We start from the raw sequence: 26,085 nt of genomic DNA, 5'->3' as shown, positions 1-26,085 counted from the left end.
CTATCGGTTTGTTAAGACTTGCCCGCCATTCTTCCCGAAGGGAGTGACGAAATCTCAGGTTGAACGATGAAGTCGGTGGACATACCCTTCTTGCCTGTGAGCCAGAACGAGCTACAGGTCATGGCTTACACCGATCCGCTGACCGGGCTCGGCAACCGACACCGCATGCGCGACAGGGTCACCCAGATTTCCACCGAACGCGCGAGCGATCCGGCGCCGTTCACCGTCGGCATCGCAAACCTCGATTCTTTCAAGCCGATCAATGACCTCTTCGGTTCTGCAGCCGGCGACGAAATTCTCTGCCAGGTGGCTCATCGCCTGAAGGCATGTATTCCGGACGGCGCACTGGTCACCCGCCACGACGGTGACGAGTTCGCTTTTGTGCTGCCGCTGATCTTCGAGCGCGCGAGTGCTGAAAAGTTCGGCCAGATGATCCGCGAGGTCTTGTCGGCGCCCTATGATCTCGGCGACCGCAATGTCCGGCTTTCCTCCTCCTTCGGCTTTGCGATCTACCCTTTTGCCGGCGCAGAATTCGATGAGCTTCTGAAAAGCGCTGAAACCGCTCTCTATCGTTCCAAACGCCGCGGCCGCAGCCAGATCACCGTCTATTCGCGCGAGATCGCGCAGGAGATGAAGCGCGCGACGCAACTCGAGCAGGCGCTCCGAAATGCCATCATCTCGGACGCCATCGATGTGCATTTCCAGCCGATCGTCTCCCTGTCGAATAGTCAGGTCGTCGGTTTTGAGGCTTTGGCACGCTGGAACGATCCTGATCTCGGTTTCGTTTCGCCGGGCGTCTTCGTGCCGCTTGCCGAAGAACGCGGCTTTATCGACGCGCTGTCGGAAACCTTGCTTCGGAAGGCGGCGGAAGCAGCACTCTCCTGGCCCCGCGAACTGTTCCTGTCCTTCAACTTGTCCTCCGCGCAGCTCATGGATCCCGGCACGAGCAGTAACGTGCTCTCCATCCTCGGCCGCGTCGGATTCGATCCGCACCGGCTGGAGCTGGAAATCACCGAAACGGCCGTCATGAGCTCTGCCGACACCGCCCACCGCATCCTTTCCGATCTGCGGCAGGCGGGCGTGCGCATCTCGCTCGACGATTTCGGCACCGGTCAATCGAGCCTCGGGCGCCTGCGCGACTTCATCTTCGACAAGGTGAAGATCGACCGCGCCTTCGTCTCGCGCATCAATTCCGATCGCGCCTCCGAGCATATCATCAAGGCGATCCTGACGATGTGCGAGGGGCTCGATCTCGAAGTGGTTGCCGAGGGCATCGAAGATTATTCGGAGGCCGTGAAGTTGCGGTCGCTCGGTTGCGGCATGGGGCAGGGCTACCATTTTGGCAAGCCGGCAGACGGTATCGCGACGTTGCGCTTCCTCCACGAGAACTATTACGATGCGACCGCGATCGATCGCGTGCCGGCCTGAGACCTGTGCAAGGCATGCAATTCATCCTGCCCCGCGCCATGATCCTTGTTCAAGCATCTGACACTGATGTCCATGCGGCAATCTACGACGCCTCGCACTTTTACTCTCTTCTATAGAAAACGGCGGCGCCCAACTGGGCACCGCCGCCTACGCTATACTCACCGCGCGGGATTACTTATTGGTCGAACCCGTAGCGGTCGGGTCTGACGGCATCGTGCCCGAAGGCGCCGGAGCCTTTTCAGCAGCCAGGGCCTGCAGGGTCTTGAATTCAGGAGCGGCCTTCAGAGAGTCTACCGTTTCCGAGGTCGTCAGCTTAAGGCTGCCGTCCTGAGTGTTCTGGGCAACGGTGATCTTGTCCATCGGCACTGCGACGTTCTTTTCGCCGATACCAATGAAGCCGCCAACACCAATCACAGCAGCAACCAAGCCGCCATCTTTCTTCATGATCAGGTCGTTGACGCTACCGATGCTTTCGTTCTGGCCGTTATAGACAGACTGGCCAATATAGGAATTGGCGCTGATCTGGTCCGGACCCTGTTCTGTCAGGTATCCGCCAGCACCTGCCTGCGCCGTATCTGTCGTTGGGGCCGGGGCCGGAGCCTGGGCCTCGTTACCAGCCGGAGCGGTTGCATTCGGCATCTTTGGTGCTGCCGGGTCGGCCGGAGCCGTCTGGGTTGCATCGGGGGTGGCCGGCTGCGGTGCAGTCTGCGAGAATGCCGCCGGCGCGAAAGCCGTGGCAAACAAGGCGCCAGCGGCAACGGTCGTCAGAAGTTTGCGTGTCATTTCGAACCTACCTTTGTGTTCCTCGAGTGGTCTTAAGCGCGGCCGCCGGTTCTGTTCTTGGCGTCTTTTTCCGTGCCGGTTCAAAAGGAAAATGACTGGATAGGCTTTTGGTTCCGGGAATAGACACCGAAAATCGCGCGATCTTCACGGAATTTTTATCGATATGCGTGTGATTTTGGCGGCCGCAACGAAAACGGCGCGCTTCCGCCGGAAACGCGCCGTTGTCGTTGAAGGTTTGCCTTTCAGAGCACGTAGACCGGGTCGAAAACGCCCTTAACCGTCACGCCAAGCTCCAGCAGCGCACCGGCCTGCGGCTGCGATGAGCGCGCGGTGTCGTCGAGCCCTTCCCAGGCGGTCGTCACTGCCAGCCGGTCCGCATTGACGCCGATGAAGGCCGGACAGGAGGGCTGTGCGGCAGGAACCTTGTAGCGGGCGATACGCAGGCCGTCAGGGCTGTACCGGTCGACGACGCCTGCACCCCAGCGCGCGTTCCAGATATAGCCGTCCGCGTCGCAGACAGAACCATCGAGGCCGCCGGGATCATCCATGCTGTCGACCATCACGATCGGCTCGCCCGCCGGGAGCCCCGTCTGCGGATCGACCATCACGCGCATGAGGCGGCTGATGCGCGTATCCGTGTAATAGCCGGTCGTGCCGTCGGGCGAGAAGCAGATTGAATTAGGAATGCTGATGCCGCTGAAGATCCTCGTCACCTTGCCGCCTGCAACGTGATAGATCGCGCCTGCCTGGCTCTCCGCCCGCTTGCTCATCGTACTGATCCAGAGTGCGCCAGATGGGTGCGTGCGGCCGTCGTTCGAGCGGTTTTCCGGTTTGTCGTTTTCAAGCGCGGCATAGAAGGTCAGATTGCCGTTGCCAATATCGCGGACGAAAAGCCCTTCTTCGGTTGCGAGAAGCTGGCGGTTGGCGTCGATGCGCGCAAGCACGCTCGCCATCATCGGAAGCGGATGCATCTTCTTTTCCTCAGTGCCGAGATTCAATTCGTGCAGTTCCTTGCCGAGGATGTTGAACCACCAGACGGTGTCGGTATCCGGATCGTAGGTCGGGCCTTCGCCAAGTACCGAACTGGTATTGCAAAGCGTTTTGCCCTCGAACTCGTAAATCTCAGTCATATGCCTACGCTCCCACGGCTGCGTCATAGGCGTAAATGGTGGCCTTGGCGCGCTCGGCAACCTCTGCGGCCGTCATTCCGGGCATGTAAATGCTGGTGCCGAGGCCGAAGGCTAGAATGCCCGCTTTCGTGTAGTCCGCGAAATTCTTGTCGGAGACTCCGCCGACCGCCGCAATCACGAGATCGGGCGGCAGAATGGCGCGAATGGCCGTTATGCCCGAAGGTCCAAGCACGCTGGCGGGGAAGAACTTCAGGCCCGTAGCGCCTGCGCGGGCGGCGGCGAGGGCCTCGGTCGGCGTGAAGACGCCCGGCATCGAGACCATCTCGTAGCTGCGCGCGCGGACGATGACGTCAGGCTCGACATTCGGCGTGACGAGCAATTTGCCGCCGGCGTTGTGAAGGCTGTCGACGGCATCGACCGTCAGCACGGTGCCCGCGCCGATCAGGCATCCCGGCGGCGCCATTTTCGCGGCAATTTCGATCGACTTGAAGGCCTCGGGCGAATTCAGCGGGATTTCGATCGCAGTGAGGCCGTTCTCGATCAGCGCGCCGACGACGCTTTCGGTTTCCTCCGGCTTGATGCCGCGCAGAATGGCGATGAGCGGACGCTTCATGGAAGGGAAAGGGATGCGGTTGATCATGAGAAATTCCTCAATTCGGCCAGATGGCTTCGGCAGCGGCCGAAAGCCCGCGGCGCACGGCCGTGTCGGCATCGATGGCGGTGTATTTTACAGATAGGAACTTGAAGGCCGTTTCATAAAGGCCCTGGAGGTGGCCCGAAGCGACGAGCGTGACAGGCGTGTCGTTCGGAGCATCGGAAAGCGCGCCGGCGATTTCGAGACCGATCAGTGTGCCGGAAATCCTTGCCTGCGCACCGGCCGCCGTCAGTCCGTGAAGAAGCTGGCCCGAGCGTGCGGTAAAGAGAAGGTTGGACGCAATGGCAGGCTGCCTGAAAGCGGCCGAAACCGCTGCCTTGAAGGCGGAATTGCCCGCCTGAGCCTCGTCGGCGCCCGCAACGGCATGCGACAGGATCGTATGCTTGCTGATCGCGTCGAAGAGTTCGCCGGTCATGAAGGTCGAAAACCCGATCACTTCGCCATCCTGGACATGAACCCATTTCGAGTGCGTGCCTGGCATGCAGACGGCCTGCAATCCCTTGCTGTCGGGGCCAAGTGCGCCGAGCAATTGCGTTTCCTCTCCGCGCATGACGTCGGGCGATGCCTTGTCGCGCTGGGCAAGGCCGGGGAGGATACGGACATCCCGGCTTTGGCCCGGAACGGAAACGGCGCCGGCGAGGATCGAAGAAATCGAGGCGGGCACGTCGATATAGCCCGCCTCGATCCAGCCCTGCTTGGCGCCGACCATGCCGCAGGCGATGACCGGCACGTTTTCGGGCACCGAGAGTGCGGCGAGATGCGACGCCAGCACATCGGCAAAGCCGGTCCTGGCCGCCGTTGTCATGCCTTCGCCGCTGCGGCGCTCGCCAAGAACGCTGCCGTCCTTACCGATCAGCCAGAGCCTGAAACTGCTCGTACCCCAATCCACCGCGACATAAGCGGGATTTGCCATCAGAAAATGCCTCCATCGACAATCAAGGACTGCGCCGTCACCGCGGTCGCGCAGTCGGATGCAAGAAACAGACACGGACCGACGATCGCATCGGCATGCAGGACCTTCTTGAGGCATTGCCGCTTGATGGTCTGCGCAACGCCCTCTTCGGTCAGCCAGAGCTTCATCTGCCGTTCGGTCACGATCATGCCTGGCAGGATGCAGTTGACGCGGATATTGTCCGGGCCAAGCTTGCCCGCCAGGCTCTTGGTGAGACCGATCACGCCGGCCTTGGCAGTGGAATAGGCCGGAAAATCCGGCATGTTCAGGAGAAAGGCGATCGATGACATGTTGATGATCGCGCCGCCGCCTGCCGCCCGCATGGATGGCGCGACAGCCTGGGCGGTGAAGAAGACATGGCGGAGGTTCGTCGCTTGGTTGTTGTCCCAGTATTCTTCGGTGACTGCGTCGAAATCATGCCGGTCGTCCCAGGCCGCATTGTTGACGAGCACAGTGATCGGTCCCGATTGTGCGACCACCGCATCGACGGTCTGCCGGATCGCGCCGATATCGCGAAGGTCGGCCTTGAAGAAATGCACAGGATGCTCGCAATCGCGGGAGAGCCGCATCGCGAGTTCCCGGCTTTCCGTTTCGGCGATGTCGATGAAGGAAACCTTCGCACCCTGCCGGGCGAAGCCCTCGACGATCGCCGCACCGATGCCGGTGCCGCCGCCCGTTACGAGCACGCTACGATCCCTGAATTCCGGAAACTGCGCGACTATACAGGTCACGGTGCTCTCCAATGTTCCGTTATTTGGAACTCAATTTGACTATTTGGAACTATCCGATTACGCTGCCAGCTGTGTCAAGGCCGACGGTAGGCAATCAATGGCTCTACGAAAAGATATATCGAGAGAAAGTGAAACGGGGACATTGGGCAAGGCGATAGCGCTGCTCGACCTCGTGACGCATGCCGAACGTCCCCTGCGCTTTACCGATATTCTTGCTCTCGCCGGCCAGCCGCGCGGCACGTTGCACCGCCAACTCGCCCATCTCGTCGAAGAAGGGCTCCTGGAATTCGACGCCGACGGACGCTATGCGCCGGGATTGCGGCTTCTCGATCTCGCGTCGCGAAGCTGGGCGAAGAACGAATTCCGGCTGATTACCGAACCGCATCTCAGGCATCTGCAGCAGATGAGCGGCGAGACCGTCCATCTTGGCGTTCTGCGCGGAGCCTCTATCATCTACCTCGACAAGATCGAAGGCCAGCAGTCTGTTCGCATGTATTCGCAGATCGGCAACGCCTCGCCGGTCTATTGCACCGGCGTCGGCAAGGCTGCTCTTTCGGTTTTGCCGGACGATGCGCTGGAAGCGCTGGTGCGAAGACTCTCCTTCGATAGCTTTACGCCGCAGACCCTGGTTTCGGCCGAGGCATTGCTGGCCGAAGTGACGATAATCCGCAAAACCGGCTTCGCCTTCGACCGCGAGGAGCACGAGCCAGGTATCCGCTGCATCGCGGCGCCAATCGGGATGGAGGATGGAAGCTTTACCGGCGGCGTTTCGATCACCGGTCCGGCCTACAGGCTGACGATCGAGCGTCTCGAGGAATGGGCGGCCCCCATAAAGCAGGCTGCGGAATGCATCGCGGATGCGATGCGCGTCCGTCTCGGCCCGCGCCGATAGCAGCCTACGTGACGATGCATTCGGGTGGACGCTTTCACAGAGCACGCTTATGATGCGTGCGATATTGAGATTTAGCTGCGAATCACGCCAACTGCGGTAGTTTGTTAAAACGTATAGTCTCTTCGGCCATTGTATTTCGGCCAGGTTGTTTTTTATTTCATGCGGGCGCGTTTGGCTTGCGGGCACAAATTGATCTGAAACGGCGCCGCCGCTCTTGAGAAGACGAAAAGTAGATGACAGCACTGTCACGGGCATCTTTCGATGCAGATGGATATATTCAGGAAATTGCGGGCCTGAAGACCCAGTTCGACATCTTCCGCTTCATGAAGCGCGTGACGGAAGCTTGCCGGAGCAGGGCGTTCATGGTCCTCAACTTGCCACCGGTCACGTCATTCGAACTCCAAAGTGCGACGGTGATCACCAGTTGGCCGGCCGAGCTCCTGTCGCTTTACGATCAGGAAAACCTGCTGGCGAACAGCCCTGTCATACGCCGTCTGCGCACTTCGTCGGTTCCCTTTTTCGTCGACGTCACCAAGGGCCATCGGCGGGACGACGGCAAGACTTCAATGGCCGTGACGCTTTTCGAGCGCTTCAAGATGATGCGTTGCGCGTTTTTCCCGACACACGAGCCATCAGGCATGCGGGGTGCGGTCTCGTTCGCGGGCGATCGCGAACCCTTCGCGCCGGAGGAGATGCGGGACCTTTTCTATATCTCTATCCATGTCTTCGACAGGCTCGCCGAAATCCGCAGTCTCGATACGCGCATGACGGATGCACTGACGGATCGCGAAATCGATTGCCTGAACTGGACGGCGGCAGGAAAGACCAGTGCGGAAATCGCCGATATCCTCAATCTCTCGGAGCATACCGTCAATCACTACCTGAATCGCGCAACGAAGAAGCTCGACACGGTCAACCGGACGCAGGCCGTCGCAAAGGCGCTGCGCGTCGGCATCATCAAGTGACCCTGCTGAAAATATTGGCAGTTTGGCTCAAAAGATGAGCAGGGTTGCTTCCTTCATCCGTTGCTATTGTCCGTCGCTTTCCAGCGCGTCGCCCCAATTCGCCCGTCGCGCCCATTTGAAGGTGGCGCCGTCGCGTTTGGAGAAGGTGCGCTCGCCGGCCGTTCCGTCGCTTTGACAGAGCTTCAGCCTGGTCACACCGCCCGAGCCCTGAGGCGGCGCGATGATGCGGGCCTGGGGAGCCTCGTCTGCGAAACGGCTTGCGGCGATGAAGATATATTTTTCGTCCTCCCACGGCACGTCCGCATCCTTGACCAGCCGGTGCATTTTCGAACGGGCGACGCGACGTGAAAAATGACACCAATCCGGCCGCGTGAGAGGACAGTCCGCTGCATGCGGGCAGGGTGCTATCAGGTGCGCCCCTTTTGAGAGGAGCAGATCACGCGCCGTGAGAATACGGTCCCAGCCGGCCGGTGTTCCGGGTTCGATGATGACGAGTGTGTCTAGCGTCAGGGCCCAGAGCTTGTCGATCGACGCGGCGATCTGATGCGGCTCTATCTCATCGAGCACATAGGCGATGGTGACAAGATCGGCGGGCGCGATTTTCGGCAACGCCTTGATAAGATTGCCATCCAGCCAATCTGTCTGAAGGTCGAGCCTCTCCGAGAGTTTTCTTCCGACGTCGCGGATTGCGTCGCTTGCCTCCACCATCACGGCGCTTTTGATCTCCGGCCAGCAGCCAGCGGCGGCCCAGAGTGCCGAGCCTGGACCAGCCCCGACATCCACGAAATGCTCAGGCGCGAAATCGGGCCGGACTTCCGAAATCATTTCATAGGCGGCGCGGGTCGCGGCATATGTGGCGGGCAGCCGTGCGGCGAGATAAGCCTTGGCTGCAAGACCGTCGCTGATGTGGAAGCTGCCGTCGCGCAGTTCCTGGCGATAGCGGCTGGAAAGGCGTGCTGCGGCGCGCTTCAGCCCGTCGAGCGGCTGGCCCTCCAGCATCTCCTCCACCTGTTCACGCAATATTCTTGGCAATTCCATCGCTGTCGCCCGTATTGATCGATCACGCCATACAGCCGGGTAACTGCCATGCCAAGCGGCATATGAAGCGCTTGCCTATCATCATCTGGCACGGGCCTTGCTTCCTAGTCTTCAGAGGTCCAGAGGGGACTTTGGAAGAGCGCCAAAAAAGAATGGCGCCATCGGCAACCCGCCGTCCGGCAGCGTTGATGCATGTCTCCTGCAGCCGTTGCCGGCGGCGGTTGTTGCCTTTTTGTAACGACCCTCCCATGATGTCGCTCCACCCCGTGTTTTGGTGTGATTTTCCCTCTGGTTATTTCCGGACATTGTTCTACTTCGGCCTGCGTTGCGCCGGGTATCGGGCAGACCGTTGCGGCCATCGGGGCGAAAGCCCGGCGGACCAGATGGCCGCAACGGATTTCGCCACGAACTTGATCGAGCGCGATTTCCGTCGCCCTTGATGCCGATTTCGTTTGGCGAAGCCACAGCCCTCCACTATCTACCTCTTTTCAAAGACTGTGCGTGAGGGTGGAATGACGGACGTCACCAAGGAACAGGTTCTCGAAACGCTGAAGACCGTGCGTGGTCCCGATCTCGAACATAATATTGTCGAGCTCGGCATGGTATCCGACGTCTTCATTTCGGACGGCAAGGTCTATTTCTCGATCACCGTTCCGGCCGAGCGCGCCAAAGAGCTTGAGCCGCTGCGTCTGGCCGCCGAGCGCGTCATCAAGGAACTGCCGGGCGTGAAGGGTGCGCTCGTGGCACTGACCGCCGACAAGAAGGCGGCCCCCGCATCCGCGCCCGCCGCGCGTCCCGCAGCAGCTCATGCCAGCCACGGCCATGAGGGCCATGCACATGCCCCGCAACAACAGCCGCCGCGCGCCGGCAAGATCGGCGTGCCCGGCATCAATGCGATCATAGCGGTTGCCTCCGGCAAGGGCGGCGTCGGCAAGTCGACGACGGCCGTCAATCTCGCGCTCGGCCTGCAGGCGAACGGGCTTCGCGTCGGCATTCTCGACGCCGATATCTACGGCCCCTCCATGCCGCGTCTTCTGAAGATTTCCGGCCGCCCGACGCAGATCGACGGCCGCATCATCAATCCGATGGAAAATTACGGCCTCAAGGTCATGTCGATGGGTTTCCTCGTCGATGAGGAGACGGCGATGATCTGGCGCGGCCCGATGGTGCAGTCGGCGATCATGCAGATGCTGCGTGAAGTCGCCTGGGGCGAACTGGACGTACTGGTCGTCGATATGCCGCCCGGCACCGGCGATGCGCAGCTGACGATGGCCCAGCAGGTGCCGCTTGCGGGTGCTGTCATCGTCTCCACGCCGCAGGATCTGGCGCTTGTCGATGCCCGCAAGGGGCTTAATATGTTCCGCAAAGTGGAAGTCCCGGTTCTCGGCATCATCGAGAACATGAGCTATTTCATCGCGCCGGATACCGGTACGCGTTACGACATTTTCGGCCATGGCGGTGCGCGCAAGGAAGCCGAGCGCATTGGCGTGCCCTTCCTTGGCGAGGTTCCGCTGACGATCAATATCCGCGAAACCTCGGATGCAGGCACGCCGCTCGTCGCCTCCGAGCCGAACGGCATTGTGGCGGGCATTTATCGCAATATCGCTTCGAAGGTCTGGGAACAGCTCGGCGGTCAGCCGCAGCGCCAGGCGCCGACGATCGTTTTCGAGTAGCTGTTTCAGTCCGCCGCATACCCAAATTAGGGGGGAAATGTGGTGAAATTGCCCGGTTCGCGTAAGATGACTTGATTATTTCACAGCTTTCCGTCATATGGCCCGCCGTCGCCATGATGGCGGTTTCTGCGGATGCTCGATGATGGCCGCCCTGCTTGAAAAGTTTCGGCCAGCCTGCATGTTCGGAGTTATCTTGTCGATCGAAGGATTGGTGACTGCGATGCGGTTGAGCAGAATGCATGGCCGGGTTGTGACCGGATGCAGCTGGAGTTGTATGAACGTTTTTCCGCGTCTGGCAAGATCGAAGACTGTTAGCCCGTACGGCGCCGTGACGGCGGCCGTTCCAGTGAAAGGCTTTCGATGAAAAGCGCAGGCATTGCAAGGCATGCCGGCGGCTGGAGCAACGCCCGGTGATCACTGCTTATTGTTCAAATTGCAAGTCGGTCGAAATCCGCGATCTGTCGCACGGCGCGGAGTTTCCGGACGATGCGGTGTGGATCGATCTGCTAGAACCGACCCGGGAGGAGGAGCTCTACGTCGAAAAGATCGTCGGTATCGAGGTTCCGACCCGCGACGACCTGAAGGATATCGAACCGTCGGCACGCCTCTACACTGAAAATGGTGCTGCGTTCATGACGGCTTCGCTGGTCTGGAAGGCCGAGGCCGAGGCGCCGACGCTGACGGATGTCGCTTTTATCCTTATCGGAAATCGGCTGATCACCATTCGTTACGCCCATCCGAAATCCTTTGGGCTGTTTATTGCAGCCCTTCATCGGGTGCCGGAAGAGTGGCGAAGCGGCGCTGCCTTGCTTGCCAAGCTGCTTGAGACGATCACAGACCGGACCGCGGAAATCCTCGAGGTCTCGGTTGCCCGCATCGACATCCTTTCGATGCACGTCTTCGGCGACCGCGCCAAGAAGGTTCGCAAACCCTCGAACTATCTCGAGGTAAAGCTCCGCGACATCGCCGGCCACCAGCGCCTTGTCAGCAAGGTGCGAGACAGCCTCGCCTCGCTCGCGCGCCTCATGACCTTCTTCTACACGATCCCCGCGGTTCAGAAGGATCAGGCGACGAAGGAACTATCGCGCACCGTCTCGCGCGATATCCAGTCGCTGACGGAGCACGCCTCTTACGTCGCCGGAAACATCACCTTCCTGCTCGACGCCTCGCTCGGCCTCATCAATATCGAGCAGAACTCGATCATCAAGATCTTCTCGATCGCATCCGTCGTGTTCTTGCCGCCCACACTTGTCGCATCGATTTATGGTATGAATTTCGAATTCATGCCGGAACTGCAATGGGCCGCGGGTTACCCCTCTTCGCTGGGCCTGATGGTGCTATCCGCTGTCATTCCGTTCCTCTTTTTCCGATGGAAAGGCTGGCTCTAAGGAGCCTGTTGTCACCTGATGTCCAACGAAAGCCATTCGCACGATCGCCACATGACGCCGCGCAAACTCTTCTATCTTGCGCTCGGCTCCGTCGGTGTCGTCTATGGAGATATCGGCACCAGCCCGCTCTACGCATTCCGCGAAGCGCTGAAGCCGGTCGCGCATGATGGTCTCACCCGTTTCGAGATCATCAGCCTTATCTCGCTGATGCTCTGGGCGCTGACGATCATCGTCACCCTCAAATATGTCCTGCTGCTGCTGCGCGCCGATAACGAGGGCGAGGGCGGTACGCTCTCCCTGCTTGCTCTGTTGATGAAGACGGCGAACGGGCACACCGCGTTGCTGCTTACCCTCGGCATGGCGGGTGCGGCCCTGTTCCTCGGCGACGCGATGATCACGCCGGCGCTGTCGGTTCTGTCTGCCGTTGAAGGCGTCAAGCTGATGGCCCCGAGCCTGTCGGCTTACATCGTGCCGATTTCGGCCGCCATTCTTGTCTTGCTCTTCGTTTTCCAATCGCACGGTACTGGCGCCATGGGTCGTTTTTTCGGACCGATCACCGCACTCTGGTTCATCGTCCTAGCGATTGCCGGCGTTTCGCACATCTCCGACGACTACGGCATCCTGGCAGCCTTCAATCCGTATTATGCCGTCAGCTTCCTGCTCGACGAAGGATTCTACGGCATCGTCGTTCTGGGCGCGGTCTTCCTGACGGTTACCGGCGCCGAAGCGCTCTATGCCGACCTTGGCCATTTCGGCCGCCGCCCGATCCAGTGGGCCTGGTTCGTACTGGTCTTTCCTGCGCTCGCGCTGAACTATCTCGGCCAGGGCGCGCTCGTCCTCGGCAATCCGGAGGCGATGTCCGACCCCTTCTATCTGATGTTCCCGAAGTGGGCGCTGCCTTTCGCTGTCATTCTGGCGACGGCCGCAACGATCATCGCCAGCCAGGCGGTAATCACGGGCGCCTTCTCGCTTGTGCGCCAAGGCATCAACCTCGGTTTCCTGCCGCGAATGGAGATCCTCTTCACCTCGGAGACCAATACCGGGCAGATATTCTTGCCGACCGTCAACACCGTGCTCTTTCTGGGCGTCATGTTCCTGGTTATCACGTTCCAGACGTCAGAAGCTCTTGCAACGGCCTATGGTATCTCGGTCACTGGCGCGATGGTCGTCACCACGATCATGGCTTTCGAATTCGTGCGGACGCGCTGGAACTGGTCGATTCCGGTGGCTGCCATCGTTCTCGTGCCGCTGCTTGTGCTGGAGCTGATCTTCCTCGGTGCCAATCTGCTCAAGATCCATGACGGCGGCTATATCCCGATCCTGATCGCCACCGCCTTCATCGTTGTCATGTGGACCTGGCGCCGCGGCACGGCGCTGCTCATGGAAAAGACCCGGCACACCGACATCCCACTGCCGTCATTCGTCAGCTCTATCGAACGCAAGAGCGATCATTCGCCCGCCCATGTCCCCGGTACTGCGATTTTCCTCACCAGCGATCCGGAGTCGGCGCCTGCCGCCCTGCTTCACAATCTGAAGCACAACCACGTCCTGCATGACCGCAACGTCATCCTGACGATCCGCACGGTCAACAAGCCGCGCGTTGCGAACTCTGAACGCTACAAGGTCGATCAGGTTTCCGAGCGCTTCTCGCGTGTCGAACTGCTCTTCGGCTTCATGGAAACGCAGAACGTCTCCCAAGCGCTCGCGGCACTCAGAAAGACCGGGTTGAAGTTCGACATCATGACGACCTCCTTCTATCTCGGCCGGCGCAAGCTAGTGCCGGATGCGAAGTCCGGAATGCCCTATTGGCAAGACCGGCTCTATATCGCGCTCGCCAACGCAGCGGCGAACCCCTCCGACTACTTCCGCCTTCCGGCGAATCGCGTGGTCGAACTCGGCTCGCACGTCATCATCTGACATTCCTTCCAAACATTCTTCTCCCCGCCAGGGGAGAAGCCGAAAAACCGCTCACGGATGAATTCTGGGACACCGCATTAACCAAGCATCAAGGTTAATGGGTGATTTTCGTCTGACTGTTGAAGCGTCCCGTGTCCGGAGTCTGGCGTTGCGTCGAAATCGCGTTGTTCGCAGCAAGCTGCGTTCCCTCCCTCAGAGCTGGATTTCACCCGCCATCTTCGGCATTTGCGGGTGGCTCGCATTCCCCACCGTCGCATCGCATGCCGATCTCGCCGCCATGCTCGCGGGGCTTGATCAAAGCCGTGACAACTGGCGCATGGTGATGACCAATTCACCCGCCGGCTCCATTCATCAGGCCGAACTCGCTTTCGCAGATCCGATCGTGACGGGAACGATAGCGGCCGGCGCGGGCATGGTTCTTCCGGATGGCCGCAAGGTCGCCTTCGTCGCGAAGGGCAAGGGCCACGAGGCGACGCCCGATGAGGAGCGCGTCAACCGCGGGACCAAGAAGGGCCGCATCGTGGCCGTCGAGAAGATGCAGCCGCCGAAGGATTTCTCCGCAGGCTCCATTCTCCAGCGCACGCAGCTCCTGTTCCAGCCGAGCTTCGATCTCAAGGACAAGTCCGCCTTCGTGAAGCCGAAGATCGTGGGCAAGGAAATCGAAATCGCCACCAATTTCTACAGGAAGCAGCCGGTCATGCCGTCGCCTGGTGTTTCGGCGATGCTTGCAAGCCTTGTTACAAACGACAAGGCGGACGTGTTGGCGACCGCCTATGCGCCGGCAGCCCCGGACTACGCCCGTCAATCGCCCTTCGATTCGATCCTTGCCGATCAGGCAAATGACGGCCGTTTCGTTCCCCAAATACGCGCCGGCGATCATGCCTGGGCGGCGAGCATCCTGCCCGCCAGCGTGTTTTCGGCGCGCGAGCAGCAGTGCCTTGCGTCCGGCATCTATTTCGAAGCTCGCGGCGAACCGGTAAAGGGGCAGGCGGCGGTCGCGCAGGTCATCCTCAACCGCGTCAGGAACCCGGCCTATCCGAAAACCATCTGCGGCGTGGTCTACCAGAACGAAGACTGGCGGAACCGCTGCCAGTTTTCCTTTGCCTGCGACAATATCCGCGACCGCGTGAACTCCGAAAATCACTGGCGCGTTGCCCGCGACGTCGCCATGGCAGTCACGGCCGGCAAGATCTGGCTTCCGCAGGTCGGGTCCGCCACCCATTACCATGCAGTTTATGTCCGGCCGAAATGGGCAAGGACCATGGAAAAGGTCGGCCGCATCGGCCTGCACGTCTTCTATCGCACCTATGGCGGCGGGTGGAGCTGACGAAAAGTCGGTCCGGCAGCGGATTTCACTGCCCATTATCGGCTTCGAAAGCGGATTCTTTCGCTCGAATTTTCAAGGTGGCCAAAAGTTCGGATCAAATCATTGATTCCGAACGATAATTTTATGGCTGGACATAAGCTTCCTACGCCTTGACTATGGTTTCCCCTAAAACTATGTTGCGCGCGACTTCAGAACGGGCCGAAAGGTTTTCACACCTTGTGTCCGTTGTCCTGAAAACCGGGGTAGCGGGGATCGCGGACAGCGGAAGACGAGGAGGAAGCCATGACGGATGACCGCGAGGAAAGTCTTGAAAAGCGCCGTGCGCAGCTGGGAGCGAAGCTCAAAGCCAAGCGCATAGATGCGGGAGAGGACGAGGCGAACGAAGCCCGCGCCGAGGTAAGCCGCAAAGGCTATGCTGAGGCGATGAAGCTTTCGAGCGAGTTCATTTCCGCGATCGTCGTCGGTGCCCTTCTTGGCTATCTTTTGGACCGTTTTGTCGGCACGGCGCCTTGGGGAATGATTGTTCTTCTGCTTCTCGGATTCTGTGCCGGTGTTTTGAACGTTCTTCGTTCTGCAGGCAAGGTTGCGAAACCGGGGCCTGGAGAGGCCGAAAACGGCAAGAAATAGGGCAGGGCGGCAGGCGCCTTGCCCAGTGTGATGATCCCGCAATCGCGGGCCAAAGAAGAGAGAACAAGCGGTGGCTAACGATCCGACCCATCAGTTCCTGATCCAGAAGATTGTGCCGATCGAAATCGGCGGAATTGATTTCTCGTTCACCAACGCTTCTCTCTTCATGGCGGCATCCGCTGCCGTTGCCGCAGGCTTCCTTTATTTCTCGACGTCTAACCGTGCGATCGTTCCCGGCCGCTCACAGTCGGTCGCGGAAATGTCCTACGAGTTCATCGCCGGAATGCTGAAGGAAGGTGCAGGAACCAAGGGGATGCAGTTCTTCCCGCTGGTCTTCTCGCTCTTCATGTTCGTGCTGACGGCGAACCTGCTTGGCATGTTCCCGTATTTCTTCACGGTGACGAGCCAGATCATCGTCACCTTCGCCTTGGCGCTGCTCGTCATCGGCACGGTTCTCGTCTACGGCTTCTACAAGCACGGCTTCCATTTCCTGAATGTCTTCGTGCCCTCGGGCGTTCCGGGCATTCTTCTGCCGTTGGTGGTGACGATCGAAATCATCTCCTTCTTGTCCCGCCCCATTTCACTCTCTGTTCGTCTTTTCGCCAACATGCTCGCCGGTCACATCACGCTGAAAGTGTTCGCAGGCTTCGTCGCCTCGCTTGGAGCCTTCGGTGCACTCGGTGTTGGCGGCGCCATTCTTCCCCTCATCATGACGGTCGCCCTGACCGGTCTCGAGTTCCTCGTCGCCTTCCTCCAGGCTTACGTTTTTGCGGTGTTGACTTGTATGTACCTCAACGACGCAATTCACCCGGGTGGCCACTAAGGATACCGACATTGACGTCAAAGGGCGTCAGTCAATTCGCCGCAACAACCATTTCAAAGGAGTTCAACATGGAAGCGGAAGCAGCAAAGTTCATCGGTGCAGGTCTGGCTTGCTTTGGTATGGCCGGTACGGCTCTCGGCCTTGGCAACATCTTCGGCAACTACCTCGCCGGCGCTCTGCGCAACCCGTCTGCTGCTGACAGCCAGTTCGGCCGTCTGGTTTTCGGCTTCGCCGTTACGGAAGCTCTGGGCATCTTCTCGCTGCTCGTCGCTCTCCTTCTGCTCTTCGCCGTCTAATATTGGCGGGATTGAGGGATCACGGCCTGCGACCAGCAAGCCGTGATCCTTTGTATTTGCAGTACACCTGGAGGTGAGCATGTTTTTTGTGACCCCGGCCTATGCTCAAGAAGCTCCGGCGGGAACGGCAGAACCGGGTGCAGCGCCCGCGACGGACCCGCATGCCGCTCCGGCGCCCGGCTCGGTCCATACCGAGACCGGCGTTCCCAGTGGCGAGCATGGCGGCGGCGGCGTTTTCCCGCCTTTCGATTCGTCGACTTACGCGTCCCAGCTTCTCTGGTTGGCGATCACGTTCGCCATTTTCTTCTTGCTCATGCAAAAGGTCATCACGCCGCGCATCGGCGGTATCCTGGAGCAGCGCCACAAGCGCATCTCGCAGGATCTCGACGAGGCAAGCCGCCTGAAGGCGGAAGCCGATGCGGATGTTGCAGCCTATGAAGCTGAACTCACTGCGGCCCGGGCCAAGGCGAACTCGATCGGCTCGGCCGCTCGCGACGCCGCCAAGGCCAAGGCCGAAGACGATCGCCGCGCCGTCGAAGCCAGCCTCTCCGAGAAGCTGAAGGCTGCCGAAGGCCGCATCGGCGAGATCAAGGCCAAGGCCTTTGCAGACGTCGGCGCAATTGCCGAGGATACGGCCGCTGCCGTTATCGAACAGCTGATCGGCGGCACAACCGCCAAGACCGATGTTGCTGCTGCTGTCGCAGCCGCCAAGAAGGAGGCTTGATCGATGGAATTTGCTTTTGATGCAACTTTCTTCGCCTTTGTCGGCCTCGTCCTGTTCCTGGCCCTCGTCGTCTACCTGAAGGTTCCGGGCATGATGGCAAAGTCGCTCGACGACCGCGCCGATCAGATCCGTAACGAGTTGGCCGAAGCCAAGCGCCTGCGCGAGGAGGCCCAGCATCTGCTGGCCGAATACCAGCGCAAGCGCAAGGAAGCCGAAGCGGAGGCTGCGCATATCGTCGCCGCCGCCGAGCGCGAAGCCGAGATGCTGACCGCCGAAGCGAAGAAGAAGACGGAGGAGTTCGTCGTCAACCGCACGGCCCTTTCGGAACAGAAGATCAAGCAGGCGGAAGCCGATGCGATGAAGGCCGTCCGTTCGGCCGCCGTCGATCTGGCGATTGCCGCGGCCGAAAGGGTCCTCGCGAAGAAGGCCGACGGCAAGGTCCAGGCCGACCTCTTCAAGGGCGCCGTCGGCGAAGTGAAGACACGCTTGAACTGAGCACTCTTTTCATGTTGATCTGGAAAAGCCCCGGCAACGGGGCTTTTTTATTGGCGGCGGTGCAGCTGCCAGGGAGTCGCCGATGCCGACGGATGAGACGGGTCCGGACCGATCTTGCGTGACGGGCTTGTATGGCGTGCCACGCGTCCATGGACTACGAATGTGCACGCTTTGCTTGAGCACGTGAAGCAGGGCGGCTTCGATGCTGCGCCCCGATCGGCGGGCTATGACGAGAATTTCGAGCGCGTGACTTTTATCGAGGGTGAGAGCGGCGACCTCGATAATCTCCAAATGCGTTCGGTCACGGTACTGACTTCTGCGGCGCGATTGCTGCGCATCTACCACGATTGCTCGGCGTCCTTTCAGCCGCTCGCCGAAGGCATCTGGCAGCTGAAGCCGCAGCCGCCGTTTGAAGTCATCTGTCACGGCGATTTTGCGCCGTACAACGTTGTCATACATGCTGGCAAAGCGATAGGCATCATCGATTTCGAGGCTGCACATCCCGGCCCAAGAACCTGGGATATCGCTTATGCCGTCTATCGGTGGGCGCCTCTGTCGAGACATATCGCGGCAGAGCGCATCGTCACGATAGAAGAGCAGATCAGCCGGGCGCGGGACTTCCTCGACACTTACGGCCTACCAGCCGATCAGCGCGCCGCTTTGCCCGATCTTGTCATTGAGCGTTTGAAGGGGCTCGTCGCTTTCATGGAAGCGGAGGCAGCGCAGGGATCGGAAAAATACCGTAGGGATATCGAGCAGGGCCATCATCGGCTTTATCGCGATGATGTCGGCTACATCCGCGTGCATCGGGATCAAATCGCGGCCGGACTCATGGCCACTTGATTGGGCGGGCAGCAAGCCGAATCGGCAAAGCCTGCCATAAAGCTGCCGCTCGATGGTCGGCAGATCGCCTTGCTATTGCCACACCGAAAACGTCTGAGAGTCACACTGTCGCCGGATCGTTCCTCGACCCTAACCGGCGGCCAAGGCAGTATGCCGTCGTCCACGCCATCACAGAGGAATGAATATGATCACTCGATATACCCCTGTTGCATCGTTGACCGCTGCAGCTCTCAGCTTGATGTTTCTCAGCAACCCTGCCTCCGCACAGCAGGCTGCTCCGGAGCAGCCGGCCCAACAAGGACAAACAGGAAGCCAAGGTGCACCCGCGGCCGTCAGCGATCAGAAGATCGAGGCCTTTGCGGTCGCCTATCTCCAGGTCGACAAGGTTCGGCAGGAATACTCGGCCAAGATCGGAGCAACACAGGACACGGCAGCGAAGCAACAGCTGCAGACCGAGGCCAGCAAGCAAATGGTTCAGGCCGTGGAGGCCTCCCCGATATCGCTGGATGAATATAACTCAATTCTAACCGCCGCGCAGCAGGATCCGGCGCTCGTGAAGAGAGTTCAGGAAAAGCTTCAGGAATCCGCGCCCGCGCAGCAGCCGCCCGCGACGCAGCAGTAAGCTGTGCGCCGGGACTGCACCTGAGTCGGTGTGGTTACTGGTTCCATTGAAGCGGCCTGAATGGCCGCTTCAATCATCATGTGTGAGCGGAAGATGCCGCTTCTTTGAAGCCGGAACGCAGGTTTCTGTCGCAAGCCAGTTCCGCACTGGCAGCAGTTACTCCTCGAACATTTCGTCCATCATGGCGCCTTCGGTGCCGTTCTTCTTCAACGGCCGGAAGCTCATGCGGTGCAGCGAGCAGGGGCCATGCTGCTCGATCCCGGCGCGGTGCTGCGCCGTGCCATAGCCTACATGCGCGGCAAAGCCGTAGTCGGGAAAGACGAGATGTACGCGCGCCATCATCCGGTCACGCGTCACCTTGGCAACGATCGAGGCCGCGGCGATCGAGACCGAGCGCGCGTCGCCCTTGACGACGGCCTGCCCTGGGCACTCGAGGCCCGGCGGCACGTCGAGGCCGTCGGTCAGCACATAGCTTGCGGGGATAGCAAGGCCGCAGATCGCCCGGCGCATGGCGTCTAGGCTCGCCTTGCGGATATCCGTGAGGTCGATGCGGGTGGAGCTGGACGACGCGATGGAAACCGTCGCGGTTGCGAGGATCTGGACGAAGAGCTCTTCACGCCGCTGCGCCGAAAGCTGCTTGGAATCGTTCAGCCCGTCCGGGATACGCCTGGGATCGAGGATGACGGCGGCGGCGACGACAGGCCCGGCCAGAGGGCCGCGCCCTGCTTCATCGGCGCCTGCGACCGGCCAGTGGCCGGCCTTTCGCGCCTTCAATTCCAGCTTGAAGTCCGGAACGAGCGGCACCTCTTCGAAAAGCAGAGGAGAATCGGGTGGCGTGCGAGGTTTCATGCGGCTGAACCTCGCACACCAACCCGATTTCCTGCAAGCCCCCGGATCAGGGCGGCGTACCGGGGGCTTAGACCGCAAACGGGCAGGGGAGCCGTTCGCGGCTGCAAGAGGCCAGGGCGGCGGCCTCCTGCGGGGGTAACTCGTTATGCTGGGCGATCTGAGGGAACGCCGGTGCTCGGACGGGCGGCTAAAGCAGCGAAAGCTGCACGCCGCTGCCGTCCGGTGGTACGAAGAGATCGTCGCGAAGCGGCATGCTGCGCCTCGTCATGCCGAGCCTTTTCGTCGCCATCTCGAAGCGCCGGGCGATCTGCCAGGCATAGGGGCCGACGCCTTTCATGCGCTTGCCGAAGTCCGCGTCATAGTCCTTGCCGCCGCGCATTGAGCGCACCAGCGACATGACGTGCCGGTAGCGGTCCGGATAGTTCTGTAGCAGCCAATCACGGAAGAGCGGAGCGACTTCCAGCGGCAGACGCAGGATGACGTAGCCCGCCTCCAGCGCACCGGCAGCCTTCGCCGCGTCGAGAATGCGTTCCAGCTCGTGATCGTTGAGCGCGGGGATCATGGGGGCGGCCATCACCGAGGTCGGGATGCCCGCTTCGCTCAGGGCCTGGATTGCCTCCAGGCGCCGCGGCGGCGTTGCTGCGCGCGGTTCCATCGTGCGCGCGAGCTTCCGGTCGAGCGTGGTCACTGAAAGTGATGCGCGCACAAGGCCTTTGGCAGCCATCTCCTTGAGAATATCGATGTCTCGCAGGATCAGCGCCGACTTTGTGACGATCGAGACCGGATGATTCGCCTTGTTCAGCACCTCGAGGATCTGCCGCATGATGCGCCATTCCTTCTCGATCGGCTGATATGGATCGGTATTGGTGCCAATCGCGATCACCCGCGGCTTGTAGCCAGGCTTCGCAAGCTCCCGCTCCAGAAGCTTGGGCGCATCCGGCTTGGCGAACAGCCTGGCTTCGAAATCAAGGCCCGCCGAAAGACCCATATAGGCGTGCGTCGGCCGGGCGAAGCAGTAGATGCAGCCATGCTCGCAGCCGCGATAGGGATTGATCGAACGGTCGAAGGGAATGTCCGGCGACTCATTGCGGGTAATTGCCGTGCGCGGCTTTTCGATCTGCACTTCGGTCTTGAACGGCGGCAGTTCTTCCAGCGTTTGCCAGCCGTCGTCGAAAGTCTCGCGGCGCGTCGGCTCGAAGCGCCCGCTGGGGTTCAGTCCGGCCGCACGGCCGCGGCGCCGGTCGACCTCGATGCGAAGGCTGGAAGAGGTGATCATCGCTTCGGCAACATCCGCCGTATTGGCAGGCGCAAACGCGGCCTGCCCTGCAAGGGACTGTTTGTTCATCGGATTCTCCCGCGACCAAGGCGATTGCCTTCGTCCGTCTCGATGATTAAATTCCTATCGTGGAAAGGAGAACAATGCAAGAACAAAACGAGGAAAGTGGCGCTGGCAAATTTTTGTGCGGCGCTTTATAAACAGGCAATGTTGACGGTCGTTCTTGAGTGCCAGGATCAGGAACCCGAGCTGGCGCAGACTTTATCGGTGCTGGTGGCGGGTGCAGTCGAAGGGCTTGTAAGCGACGTGGTCGTGCTCGACCACGGCTCGCGCGACGGCACGTCCAGCGTGGCCGATGCGGCTGGATGCCGGTTCCATTCACAGTGGGATATCAAAGACATATTGCGCTCGGCCCGCGGCGAGTGGCTGCTTTTCGTGGAGCCCGGCGCGCGGCCGCAGACCGGCTGGATAGATGAGATCGCCGAATATGTCGCCCTGAACAAGGTGCCGGCGCGCTTCACCGCCTCGCGCGGATACAGACGCCCGTTCTTTCAGCGGGTCGGCCGTTCGCCGCCGCCTCTGGAACTCGGTCTTCTCCTGCCGAAGAAGCAGGCGATCGCCGCCGCAAGAAGCGGGATGCGCCTTTCGGAATTCGCAACGGGACAAAAGCTACGCAAGCTTTCCAGCGAGCTGATTCCTTCCTGGGTCGCCCGCGCCGCACGGTAGTCATTGCCGTTTCGATGAATGCGCAAAGAAATGGTGCCCGATACGATTTCGCGCTATAATTTGCTCGTGGCGCCGCCCGAGCGCCTCGCTTTATGGCGGTTGACCATGGAATGCCGGTAGACGGCAGAACAGGTCACAGCGGAAGTCTCCTCTTCTGCCGGTTTTCCCGGCGGAAGGAGGTGCGTCATGAAACGCAATATGATCCGCGGCCCGCTGGCCGTCATATTGACGACATTGATCATCGCGCATCCGCATTCGGCAGCATCGCAGATGATGCGCAGTTGCGCAGGCCGATCCGAAGTCGTCAGTTTCCTGGACAAGAACTTTGCCGAAAAGCTCACGGCAGTCGGTCTGATCAACCAGAACGCTATTCTTGAAGTCTATGCCGCCGAAAGCGGTACCTGGACGCTCATCATAACGGACGTTCACGGCGTCAGCTGCTTGCTGCTGTCGGGTGATAGCTGGGAAACGATACCCGGTCTGCCGGGCCCGCACACATAGCGAACGCAAGTATTGCCCTTGGCGCGGCGAGGGCAATGCTTTTTCTATTTCGCCGCACCGCGCCTCAGATGCTCATCGAGCCGCGGCATGATCTCCACGAAATTACAGGGCATGTGGCGGTAGTCCAACTGCGCCTTCAAGATGCCGTCCCAGGCATCCTTGCAGGCGCCGGGCGAGCCGGGTAGCACGAAGATGAAGGTCGCCTTGGCGACCCCCGCCGTCGCCCGCGATTGGATCGTCGAGGTGCCGATCTTGTCATAGGACATGCGGTGGAAGACCTCCGAAAAGCCGTCCATGCGCTTCTCGAACAGCGGCTCCAGCGCTTCGGGCGTCACGTCGCGGCCCGTGAAGCCGGTGCCGCCGGTGGTGATCACCACGTCGATGCCGTCGGTCTCCGTCCAGGCGTTGACCCGGGCCGCGATGGCTGCCTTGTCGTCGCGCACGATGGCGCGGTCGATCAGCCTGTGGCCGGCCGCGGCGATCCGCGCCACAAGCGTGTCGCCGGATTTGTCGTTCTCCAGCGTGCGCGTGTCCGAAACGGTCAGCACGGCAATGCCGACGGGAATGAACGGCCGCTGTTCATCGATACCTGCCATCACCTGCCTCCCGAGAGCGTTTCCGTCGCCTGGAGATACCAGTCCGGCCGTTCGCTGTGAAGCTTTGCCGCGGCAGCCTCAGCCGCTTCAGTTGAGCCGAAAATGCCGAAGCACGTCGCACCGGAGCCGGACATGCGGACAAGTCTTGCGCCAGCGCTCTTCAATGCCGCTGAGACGTCTTCGATCTCGGGAACAAGTTCGCGGGCCGGCGGCTCGAGATCGTTCCGGCTGGCCTCGATCGCTGCCAGCCAGTCGCCGCCGCGCAGGGCAAGCGGTGGATTGTTCTTCGCCGTCAGCAGCCGGAATATTTCGGGCGTCGAGACCGCCTTCAGCGGATTGGCAAGCACGATCGCCAAGGAGGGCAGCGAAACGGGTTCGATCTCTTCGCCGATCCCGCGCGCAATCAGCGGCCGGTTCGCAAGGCACATGGGAACGTCGGCGCCGAGCCCAAGAGCGATCGCCGACAGCCTACCGCCGGGCAGGCGGAGGTTCCAAAGCCGCATGAGGCCGCGAAGGGCGGCTGCCGCATCCGCGGAGCCGCCGCCGATACCGGAGGCGATCGGCAGGTTCTTTTCGAGATGGATATGAACCGGCGGTGCATGGTCGCCCTGCGCCAGCGCTGCCTGCCGAAGCATGTCGCGTGCCTTGAGCACCAGATTGCTGCGGGAATCGATGCCGAGAGCGGAACCGAACCGTCCGCTGATGGTGAATCCGTCCGACGGCGAAGTGCAAAAGCCCAGCCTGTCACCATGGCCGGCAAAGGTCACCAGCATGTCCAGCAGATGATAGCCATCGGCTCTCTGGCCCGTCACATGCAGGGCCAGATTGATTTTCGCAAGAGCATCTTCGGTAACCGCGAAGCCGGTGCTCATGCCCGCATCAGGCATGGCTCGTCAGGACTTCTTATCGGCCGGCGGCGGCGTAACAGGCGCCGGATCCGGCTGCTTCTTGTCCGCAGCCTTGGCGTCGTCGTTTTGCGTCGTCAGGCCGTTGGCGATCTTGTCCTTGATCCTCGGAATCTCGCTCTCTTCCGGCTCCGAGCCCAGCGCCCGGTTCCACTGATAGACGGCCTCGAGCTTGCGTCCAACGCGCCAGTAGGCGTCGCCCAAATGGTCGTTGATCGTCGCGTCGCCGGCCTTGATCTCGGCGGCCTTCTCCAGTTCGGCAACGGCATCGTCGTAGCGGTTCAGGCGGTAATAGGCCCAGCCGAGCGAGTCGATGATGTAGCCGTCGTCCGGACGCAGGTCGACGGCCTTCTTGATCATCGTCAGGCCTTCGTCGAGGTTGCGGTTCATGTCGATCCAGGAATAGCCGAGATAGTTCAGAACCTGCGGCTGATCCGGGTTGAGGTCGAGCGCTTTGCGGAAGTTCGGCTCCGCCTGGTCCCACTTCTTCAGGCGTTCATAGGCGATGCCGCGCTGGAAGAAGACCGTCCAGTCGGCGCGGCGCGGCAGCGGGCCGATCACCTCCGCCGCCTTGTCGTAGTTCTCCGCCATTTCCGCGTAGTCCTTGGCGTCGGAAAGCACGCTGCCATAAGCGAGATAGGAGCGGACGTCTTTCGGGTCGGAATCGATCAGCGCCTTGAGATGCTTGCGGGCCTCGTCCGTCTTGCCGCCCTGTGCCAAGGCAAGGCCGAGCTGAAGCTCCGAGATGCGGCGCATCGGCGAGTTTTCCGGCACGCGCCTGTAGAATTCGATTGCGCGGTCCGTCTGCTCCTGTTTTTCGGCGATGCCGCCGAGGAGGACCAGCGTATCGGCGCTTTTCGGGTCAAGCGTATTGGCGGTCTGCAGATAGAGTGAGACGATGTCCTCGGCGCCGTCGCGGTTCAGCGCGCTGCCGATGGAGAAAAGCACGGCGGCAGCACCCTGGGCGGCGGTGCGCACCTGCTGTTCCGGCTTTTCGCCCTTCTCGATGCTCTGGCGCAGCGCATTCAGCGGAGCATAGTTGGGCAGCATGTTGTCACCGACCGAGATCGCGTCGAGTGCCTTCTGCTTGTTGCCCTGCGATGCTTCGAGTCGGGCAAGCGCCATGACCGAGCGCATGAAGGTATCGGGTGCGGTCGCGCCGCCGTCCTTGTCCAGAACCGCGTCGTTCAGATGCTTGCGCGCGGCCGTCACATTGCCGGTCACAATCGCAATCGCGCCCGCATGATAGTTCTGGAAGATGCCGAACCATTCCGGGCCCTTCATCTTCTCGACCATCGACAGCGCTTCCTTGTTCCGGCCGGCGCCGGCGCGCGCCCAGGCGAGCAAAAGGTCGTTCATCATGCGGTCGAGGTCGTTCGGGCCGTCATATTTCAGGATCGCTTCGGCGGTCTTGAACTCGCCGCGGCGCATCGCATCCATGCTGCGCACGACGGTGGTGATGCGCTCGACGGACGGGTCCTTCTTCAGGTCGTTGGCATATTTCACGCCATCTTCGATGTTGCCGTTCAAAAGCAGCGAGATCATCAGGCGCTGGCGGATCTCCGGGTTGCCCGGTTCGATCTGCAGGGCCTTCTTGTAGAGCTCGATCGCCGTCTTGTAATCATGGTCGACATCGGCCGTGCGGGCAGCGAGGAATGCGCCTGCGAAGGTACCGACCGTATCCGGGTCGAAGATCACGTTCTTGCTGGCATCATCCGTCTTGGCCGCTTCTTCGGCATTCACGCCGCCAAGCGCGCCGAGCGAAAGGACCGCTGCAAGGGCTGCGCTCGAAAGAAGACGGATGGCATATCTCTGCCGCATTAGAAAACCTTTCATCAGGGCAGCCGATTCATCCGGCCGGCTGCGAAATCAGTTGTTATGACTGATTCACAATAGGATGGCTTTTTTGAAGCGGCCCCGCAA

At 60.7% G+C, this 26,085-nt stretch carries 27 protein-coding genes; 16 read left to right on the top strand and 11 right to left on the bottom strand.

From position 1 onward, the window contains the following. Nucleotides 1-66 precede the first annotated feature (66 nt). Nucleotides 67-1,428, top strand: coding sequence for a putative bifunctional diguanylate cyclase/phosphodiesterase (locus ACZ9BX_RS11375; protein ID WP_476217919.1), 1,362 nt, complete (start codon nucleotides 67-69; stop codon nucleotides 1,426-1,428). Nucleotides 1,429-1,599: 171 nt separating this feature from the next. Here the strand turns inward: ACZ9BX_RS11375 and ACZ9BX_RS11370 are convergent, their stop codons facing one another. The 5 genes from ACZ9BX_RS11370 to ACZ9BX_RS11350 all read right to left on the bottom strand — a co-directional run bounded on the left by ACZ9BX_RS11370 (nucleotide 1,600) and on the right by ACZ9BX_RS11350 (nucleotide 5,679). Beyond that, nucleotides 1,600-2,211: a PRC-barrel domain-containing protein gene (locus tag ACZ9BX_RS11370; protein ID WP_476217917.1), complete on the bottom strand. Its 612-nt coding sequence runs from the start codon at nucleotides 2,209-2,211 to the stop codon at nucleotides 1,600-1,602. 242 nt (nucleotides 2,212-2,453) lie between these two features. Continuing rightward, a complete protein-coding gene (locus ACZ9BX_RS11365; RefSeq protein WP_476217915.1) occupies nucleotides 2,454-3,341 on the bottom strand; it encodes an SMP-30/gluconolactonase/LRE family protein in 888 nt (295 codons plus the stop codon). A 4-nt stretch (nucleotides 3,342-3,345) separates the two neighbouring features. Continuing rightward, a complete protein-coding gene (locus tag ACZ9BX_RS11360) occupies nucleotides 3,346-3,978 on the bottom strand; it encodes a 2-dehydro-3-deoxy-6-phosphogalactonate aldolase (RefSeq protein WP_132560054.1) in 633 nt (210 codons plus the stop codon). Nucleotides 3,979-3,991: 13 nt separating this feature from the next. Then, complete coding sequence (locus tag ACZ9BX_RS11355; protein WP_476217913.1) at nucleotides 3,992-4,909, bottom strand: 2-dehydro-3-deoxygalactonokinase; 918 nt, start codon at nucleotides 4,907-4,909, stop codon at nucleotides 3,992-3,994. Continuing rightward, nucleotides 4,909-5,679, bottom strand: a complete 771-nt coding sequence (locus tag ACZ9BX_RS11350; RefSeq protein ID WP_476217911.1) for an SDR family NAD(P)-dependent oxidoreductase — start codon at nucleotides 5,677-5,679, stop codon at nucleotides 4,909-4,911. The genes ACZ9BX_RS11355 and ACZ9BX_RS11350 overlap by 1 nt, the downstream gene beginning before the upstream one ends. A gap of 97 nt (nucleotides 5,680-5,776) precedes the next feature. On the opposite strand from ACZ9BX_RS11350, the gene ACZ9BX_RS11345 reads away from it, so the two are divergent. Beyond that, entirely contained in the window at nucleotides 5,777-6,571 is a 795-nt protein-coding gene (locus ACZ9BX_RS11345) for an IclR family transcriptional regulator (protein ID WP_476217909.1), read from the top strand. Nucleotides 6,572-6,804: 233 nt separating this feature from the next. Next, entirely contained in the window at nucleotides 6,805-7,536 is a 732-nt protein-coding gene (locus tag ACZ9BX_RS11340) for a helix-turn-helix transcriptional regulator (protein ID WP_476217907.1), read from the top strand. 63 nt (nucleotides 7,537-7,599) lie between these two features. Here ACZ9BX_RS11340 and ACZ9BX_RS11335 read toward each other — a convergent pair whose 3' ends face one another. Next, the gene (locus tag ACZ9BX_RS11335; RefSeq protein ID WP_476217905.1) at nucleotides 7,600-8,574 is read right to left on the bottom strand and encodes a small ribosomal subunit Rsm22 family protein; all 975 of its coding nucleotides are present in this window, start codon (nucleotides 8,572-8,574) and stop codon (nucleotides 7,600-7,602) included. Nucleotides 8,575-9,086: 512 nt separating this feature from the next. Between ACZ9BX_RS11335 and apbC the strand changes: the two genes are divergently transcribed. The 11 genes from apbC (at nucleotide 9,087) to ACZ9BX_RS11280 (ending at nucleotide 19,309) form a co-directional block, all read left to right on the top strand. Next, nucleotides 9,087-10,247, top strand: coding sequence for an iron-sulfur cluster carrier protein ApbC (gene apbC / locus ACZ9BX_RS11330; protein WP_476217904.1), 1,161 nt, complete (start codon nucleotides 9,087-9,089; stop codon nucleotides 10,245-10,247). A gap of 410 nt (nucleotides 10,248-10,657) precedes the next feature. Then, a complete protein-coding gene (locus ACZ9BX_RS11325) occupies nucleotides 10,658-11,635 on the top strand; it encodes a magnesium transporter CorA family protein (protein ID WP_476217902.1) in 978 nt (325 codons plus the stop codon). 18 nt (nucleotides 11,636-11,653) lie between these two features. Then, nucleotides 11,654-13,552, top strand: a complete 1,899-nt coding sequence (locus ACZ9BX_RS11320; RefSeq protein ID WP_027507795.1) for a potassium transporter Kup — start codon at nucleotides 11,654-11,656, stop codon at nucleotides 13,550-13,552. 148 nt (nucleotides 13,553-13,700) lie between these two features. Beyond that, the gene (locus ACZ9BX_RS11315) at nucleotides 13,701-14,879 is read left to right on the top strand and encodes a cell wall hydrolase (RefSeq protein ID WP_476217900.1); all 1,179 of its coding nucleotides are present in this window, start codon (nucleotides 13,701-13,703) and stop codon (nucleotides 14,877-14,879) included. A 282-nt stretch (nucleotides 14,880-15,161) separates the two neighbouring features. Beyond that, nucleotides 15,162-15,506: an AtpZ/AtpI family protein gene (locus ACZ9BX_RS11310; RefSeq protein WP_027507793.1), complete on the top strand. Its 345-nt coding sequence runs from the start codon at nucleotides 15,162-15,164 to the stop codon at nucleotides 15,504-15,506. A 70-nt stretch (nucleotides 15,507-15,576) separates the two neighbouring features. Next, on the top strand, nucleotides 15,577-16,329 hold the full coding sequence (locus ACZ9BX_RS11305; protein WP_027507792.1) for a F0F1 ATP synthase subunit A: 753 nt from the start codon (nucleotides 15,577-15,579) through the stop codon (nucleotides 16,327-16,329). A 68-nt stretch (nucleotides 16,330-16,397) separates the two neighbouring features. Further along, nucleotides 16,398-16,625, top strand: a complete 228-nt coding sequence (locus ACZ9BX_RS11300; protein ID WP_027507791.1) for a F0F1 ATP synthase subunit C — start codon at nucleotides 16,398-16,400, stop codon at nucleotides 16,623-16,625. A 79-nt stretch (nucleotides 16,626-16,704) separates the two neighbouring features. After that, nucleotides 16,705-17,349: a F0F1 ATP synthase subunit B gene (locus ACZ9BX_RS11295; protein WP_476217899.1), complete on the top strand. Its 645-nt coding sequence runs from the start codon at nucleotides 16,705-16,707 to the stop codon at nucleotides 17,347-17,349. A gap of 3 nt (nucleotides 17,350-17,352) precedes the next feature. Continuing rightward, the gene (locus ACZ9BX_RS11290; protein WP_476217898.1) at nucleotides 17,353-17,844 is read left to right on the top strand and encodes a F0F1 ATP synthase subunit B; all 492 of its coding nucleotides are present in this window, start codon (nucleotides 17,353-17,355) and stop codon (nucleotides 17,842-17,844) included. 162 nt (nucleotides 17,845-18,006) lie between these two features. Then, on the top strand, nucleotides 18,007-18,687 hold the full coding sequence (locus tag ACZ9BX_RS11285) for an aminoglycoside phosphotransferase family protein (protein WP_476217896.1): 681 nt from the start codon (nucleotides 18,007-18,009) through the stop codon (nucleotides 18,685-18,687). A gap of 178 nt (nucleotides 18,688-18,865) precedes the next feature. Then, nucleotides 18,866-19,309, top strand: a complete 444-nt coding sequence (locus ACZ9BX_RS11280) for a DUF4168 domain-containing protein (protein WP_476217894.1) — start codon at nucleotides 18,866-18,868, stop codon at nucleotides 19,307-19,309. Nucleotides 19,310-19,465: 156 nt separating this feature from the next. Here ACZ9BX_RS11280 and ACZ9BX_RS11275 read toward each other — a convergent pair whose 3' ends face one another. Both ACZ9BX_RS11275 and ACZ9BX_RS11270 read right to left on the bottom strand, forming a co-directional pair. Then, on the bottom strand, nucleotides 19,466-20,158 hold the full coding sequence (locus ACZ9BX_RS11275; RefSeq protein WP_476217892.1) for a ribonuclease HII: 693 nt from the start codon (nucleotides 20,156-20,158) through the stop codon (nucleotides 19,466-19,468). A 187-nt stretch (nucleotides 20,159-20,345) separates the two neighbouring features. Next, nucleotides 20,346-21,503: a PA0069 family radical SAM protein gene (locus ACZ9BX_RS11270; RefSeq protein WP_476217890.1), complete on the bottom strand. Its 1,158-nt coding sequence runs from the start codon at nucleotides 21,501-21,503 to the stop codon at nucleotides 20,346-20,348. A 138-nt stretch (nucleotides 21,504-21,641) separates the two neighbouring features. On the opposite strand from ACZ9BX_RS11270, the gene ACZ9BX_RS11265 reads away from it, so the two are divergent. Continuing rightward, nucleotides 21,642-22,160 (top strand): glycosyltransferase family 2 protein, encoded by a 519-nt coding sequence (locus tag ACZ9BX_RS11265; RefSeq protein ID WP_027507784.1) that lies wholly within the window; start codon nucleotides 21,642-21,644, stop codon nucleotides 22,158-22,160. 186 nt (nucleotides 22,161-22,346) lie between these two features. Further along, on the top strand, nucleotides 22,347-22,661 hold the full coding sequence (locus ACZ9BX_RS11260) for a hypothetical protein (protein WP_132559491.1): 315 nt from the start codon (nucleotides 22,347-22,349) through the stop codon (nucleotides 22,659-22,661). A gap of 44 nt (nucleotides 22,662-22,705) precedes the next feature. Here ACZ9BX_RS11260 and moaB read toward each other — a convergent pair whose 3' ends face one another. Genes moaB through ACZ9BX_RS11245 form a run of 3 tightly spaced genes read right to left on the bottom strand, consistent with a single transcriptional unit; the run spans nucleotide 22,706 to nucleotide 25,983 of the window. Further along, the gene (gene moaB, locus ACZ9BX_RS11255; RefSeq protein ID WP_476217887.1) at nucleotides 22,706-23,257 is read right to left on the bottom strand and encodes a molybdenum cofactor biosynthesis protein B; all 552 of its coding nucleotides are present in this window, start codon (nucleotides 23,255-23,257) and stop codon (nucleotides 22,706-22,708) included. Then, the gene (locus tag ACZ9BX_RS11250) at nucleotides 23,257-24,144 is read right to left on the bottom strand and encodes a 4-(cytidine 5'-diphospho)-2-C-methyl-D-erythritol kinase (protein WP_476217885.1); all 888 of its coding nucleotides are present in this window, start codon (nucleotides 24,142-24,144) and stop codon (nucleotides 23,257-23,259) included. Before ACZ9BX_RS11250 ends, moaB begins: the two co-directional genes overlap by 1 nt. A 6-nt stretch (nucleotides 24,145-24,150) precedes the next feature. Then, nucleotides 24,151-25,983 carry a tetratricopeptide repeat protein gene (locus ACZ9BX_RS11245; protein ID WP_027507780.1) on the bottom strand — a complete coding sequence of 611 codons (1,833 nt, stop codon included), beginning with the start codon at nucleotides 25,981-25,983 and terminating at the stop codon, nucleotides 24,151-24,153. Between the last annotated feature and the right edge of the window lie 102 nt (nucleotides 25,984-26,085).

The organism is Rhizobium sp. USDA 3886, assembly GCF_056279785.1.
This window is presented reverse-complemented; position numbering and strand designations above follow the sequence as displayed.

Coding starts and splice junctions, on each gene's coding strand:
- ACZ9BX_RS11310 (WP_027507793.1), top strand. CDS start 15,162: ATGACGGATGACCGCGAGGAAAGTCTTGAAAAGCGCCGTGCGCAGCTG.
- ACZ9BX_RS11250 (WP_476217885.1), bottom strand. CDS start 24,144: ATGCCTGATGCGGGCATGAGCACCGGCTTCGCGGTTACCGAAGATGCT.
- ACZ9BX_RS11370 (WP_476217917.1), bottom strand. CDS start 2,211: ATGACACGCAAACTTCTGACGACCGTTGCCGCTGGCGCCTTGTTTGCC.
- ACZ9BX_RS11300 (WP_027507791.1), top strand. CDS start 16,398: ATGGAAGCGGAAGCAGCAAAGTTCATCGGTGCAGGTCTGGCTTGCTTT.
- ACZ9BX_RS11260 (WP_132559491.1), top strand. CDS start 22,347: ATGAAACGCAATATGATCCGCGGCCCGCTGGCCGTCATATTGACGACA.
- moaB (WP_476217887.1), bottom strand. CDS start 23,257: ATGGCAGGTATCGATGAACAGCGGCCGTTCATTCCCGTCGGCATTGCC.
- ACZ9BX_RS11295 (WP_476217899.1), top strand. CDS start 16,705: ATGTTTTTTGTGACCCCGGCCTATGCTCAAGAAGCTCCGGCGGGAACG.
- ACZ9BX_RS11340 (WP_476217907.1), top strand. CDS start 6,805: ATGACAGCACTGTCACGGGCATCTTTCGATGCAGATGGATATATTCAG.
- ACZ9BX_RS11275 (WP_476217892.1), bottom strand. CDS start 20,158: ATGAAACCTCGCACGCCACCCGATTCTCCTCTGCTTTTCGAAGAGGTG.
- ACZ9BX_RS11355 (WP_476217913.1), bottom strand. CDS start 4,909: ATGGCAAATCCCGCTTATGTCGCGGTGGATTGGGGTACGAGCAGTTTC.
- ACZ9BX_RS11245 (WP_027507780.1), bottom strand. CDS start 25,983: ATGCGGCAGAGATATGCCATCCGTCTTCTTTCGAGCGCAGCCCTTGCA.
- ACZ9BX_RS11290 (WP_476217898.1), top strand. CDS start 17,353: ATGGAATTTGCTTTTGATGCAACTTTCTTCGCCTTTGTCGGCCTCGTC.
- ACZ9BX_RS11265 (WP_027507784.1), top strand. CDS start 21,642: ATGTTGACGGTCGTTCTTGAGTGCCAGGATCAGGAACCCGAGCTGGCG.
- ACZ9BX_RS11345 (WP_476217909.1), top strand. CDS start 5,777: ATGGCTCTACGAAAAGATATATCGAGAGAAAGTGAAACGGGGACATTG.
- ACZ9BX_RS11320 (WP_027507795.1), top strand. CDS start 11,654: ATGTCCAACGAAAGCCATTCGCACGATCGCCACATGACGCCGCGCAAA.
- ACZ9BX_RS11365 (WP_476217915.1), bottom strand. CDS start 3,341: ATGACTGAGATTTACGAGTTCGAGGGCAAAACGCTTTGCAATACCAGT.
- ACZ9BX_RS11280 (WP_476217894.1), top strand. CDS start 18,866: ATGAATATGATCACTCGATATACCCCTGTTGCATCGTTGACCGCTGCA.
- ACZ9BX_RS11270 (WP_476217890.1), bottom strand. CDS start 21,503: ATGAACAAACAGTCCCTTGCAGGGCAGGCCGCGTTTGCGCCTGCCAAT.
- ACZ9BX_RS11335 (WP_476217905.1), bottom strand. CDS start 8,574: ATGGAATTGCCAAGAATATTGCGTGAACAGGTGGAGGAGATGCTGGAG.
- apbC (WP_476217904.1), top strand. CDS start 9,087: ATGACGGACGTCACCAAGGAACAGGTTCTCGAAACGCTGAAGACCGTG.
- ACZ9BX_RS11375 (WP_476217919.1), top strand. CDS start 67: ATGAAGTCGGTGGACATACCCTTCTTGCCTGTGAGCCAGAACGAGCTA.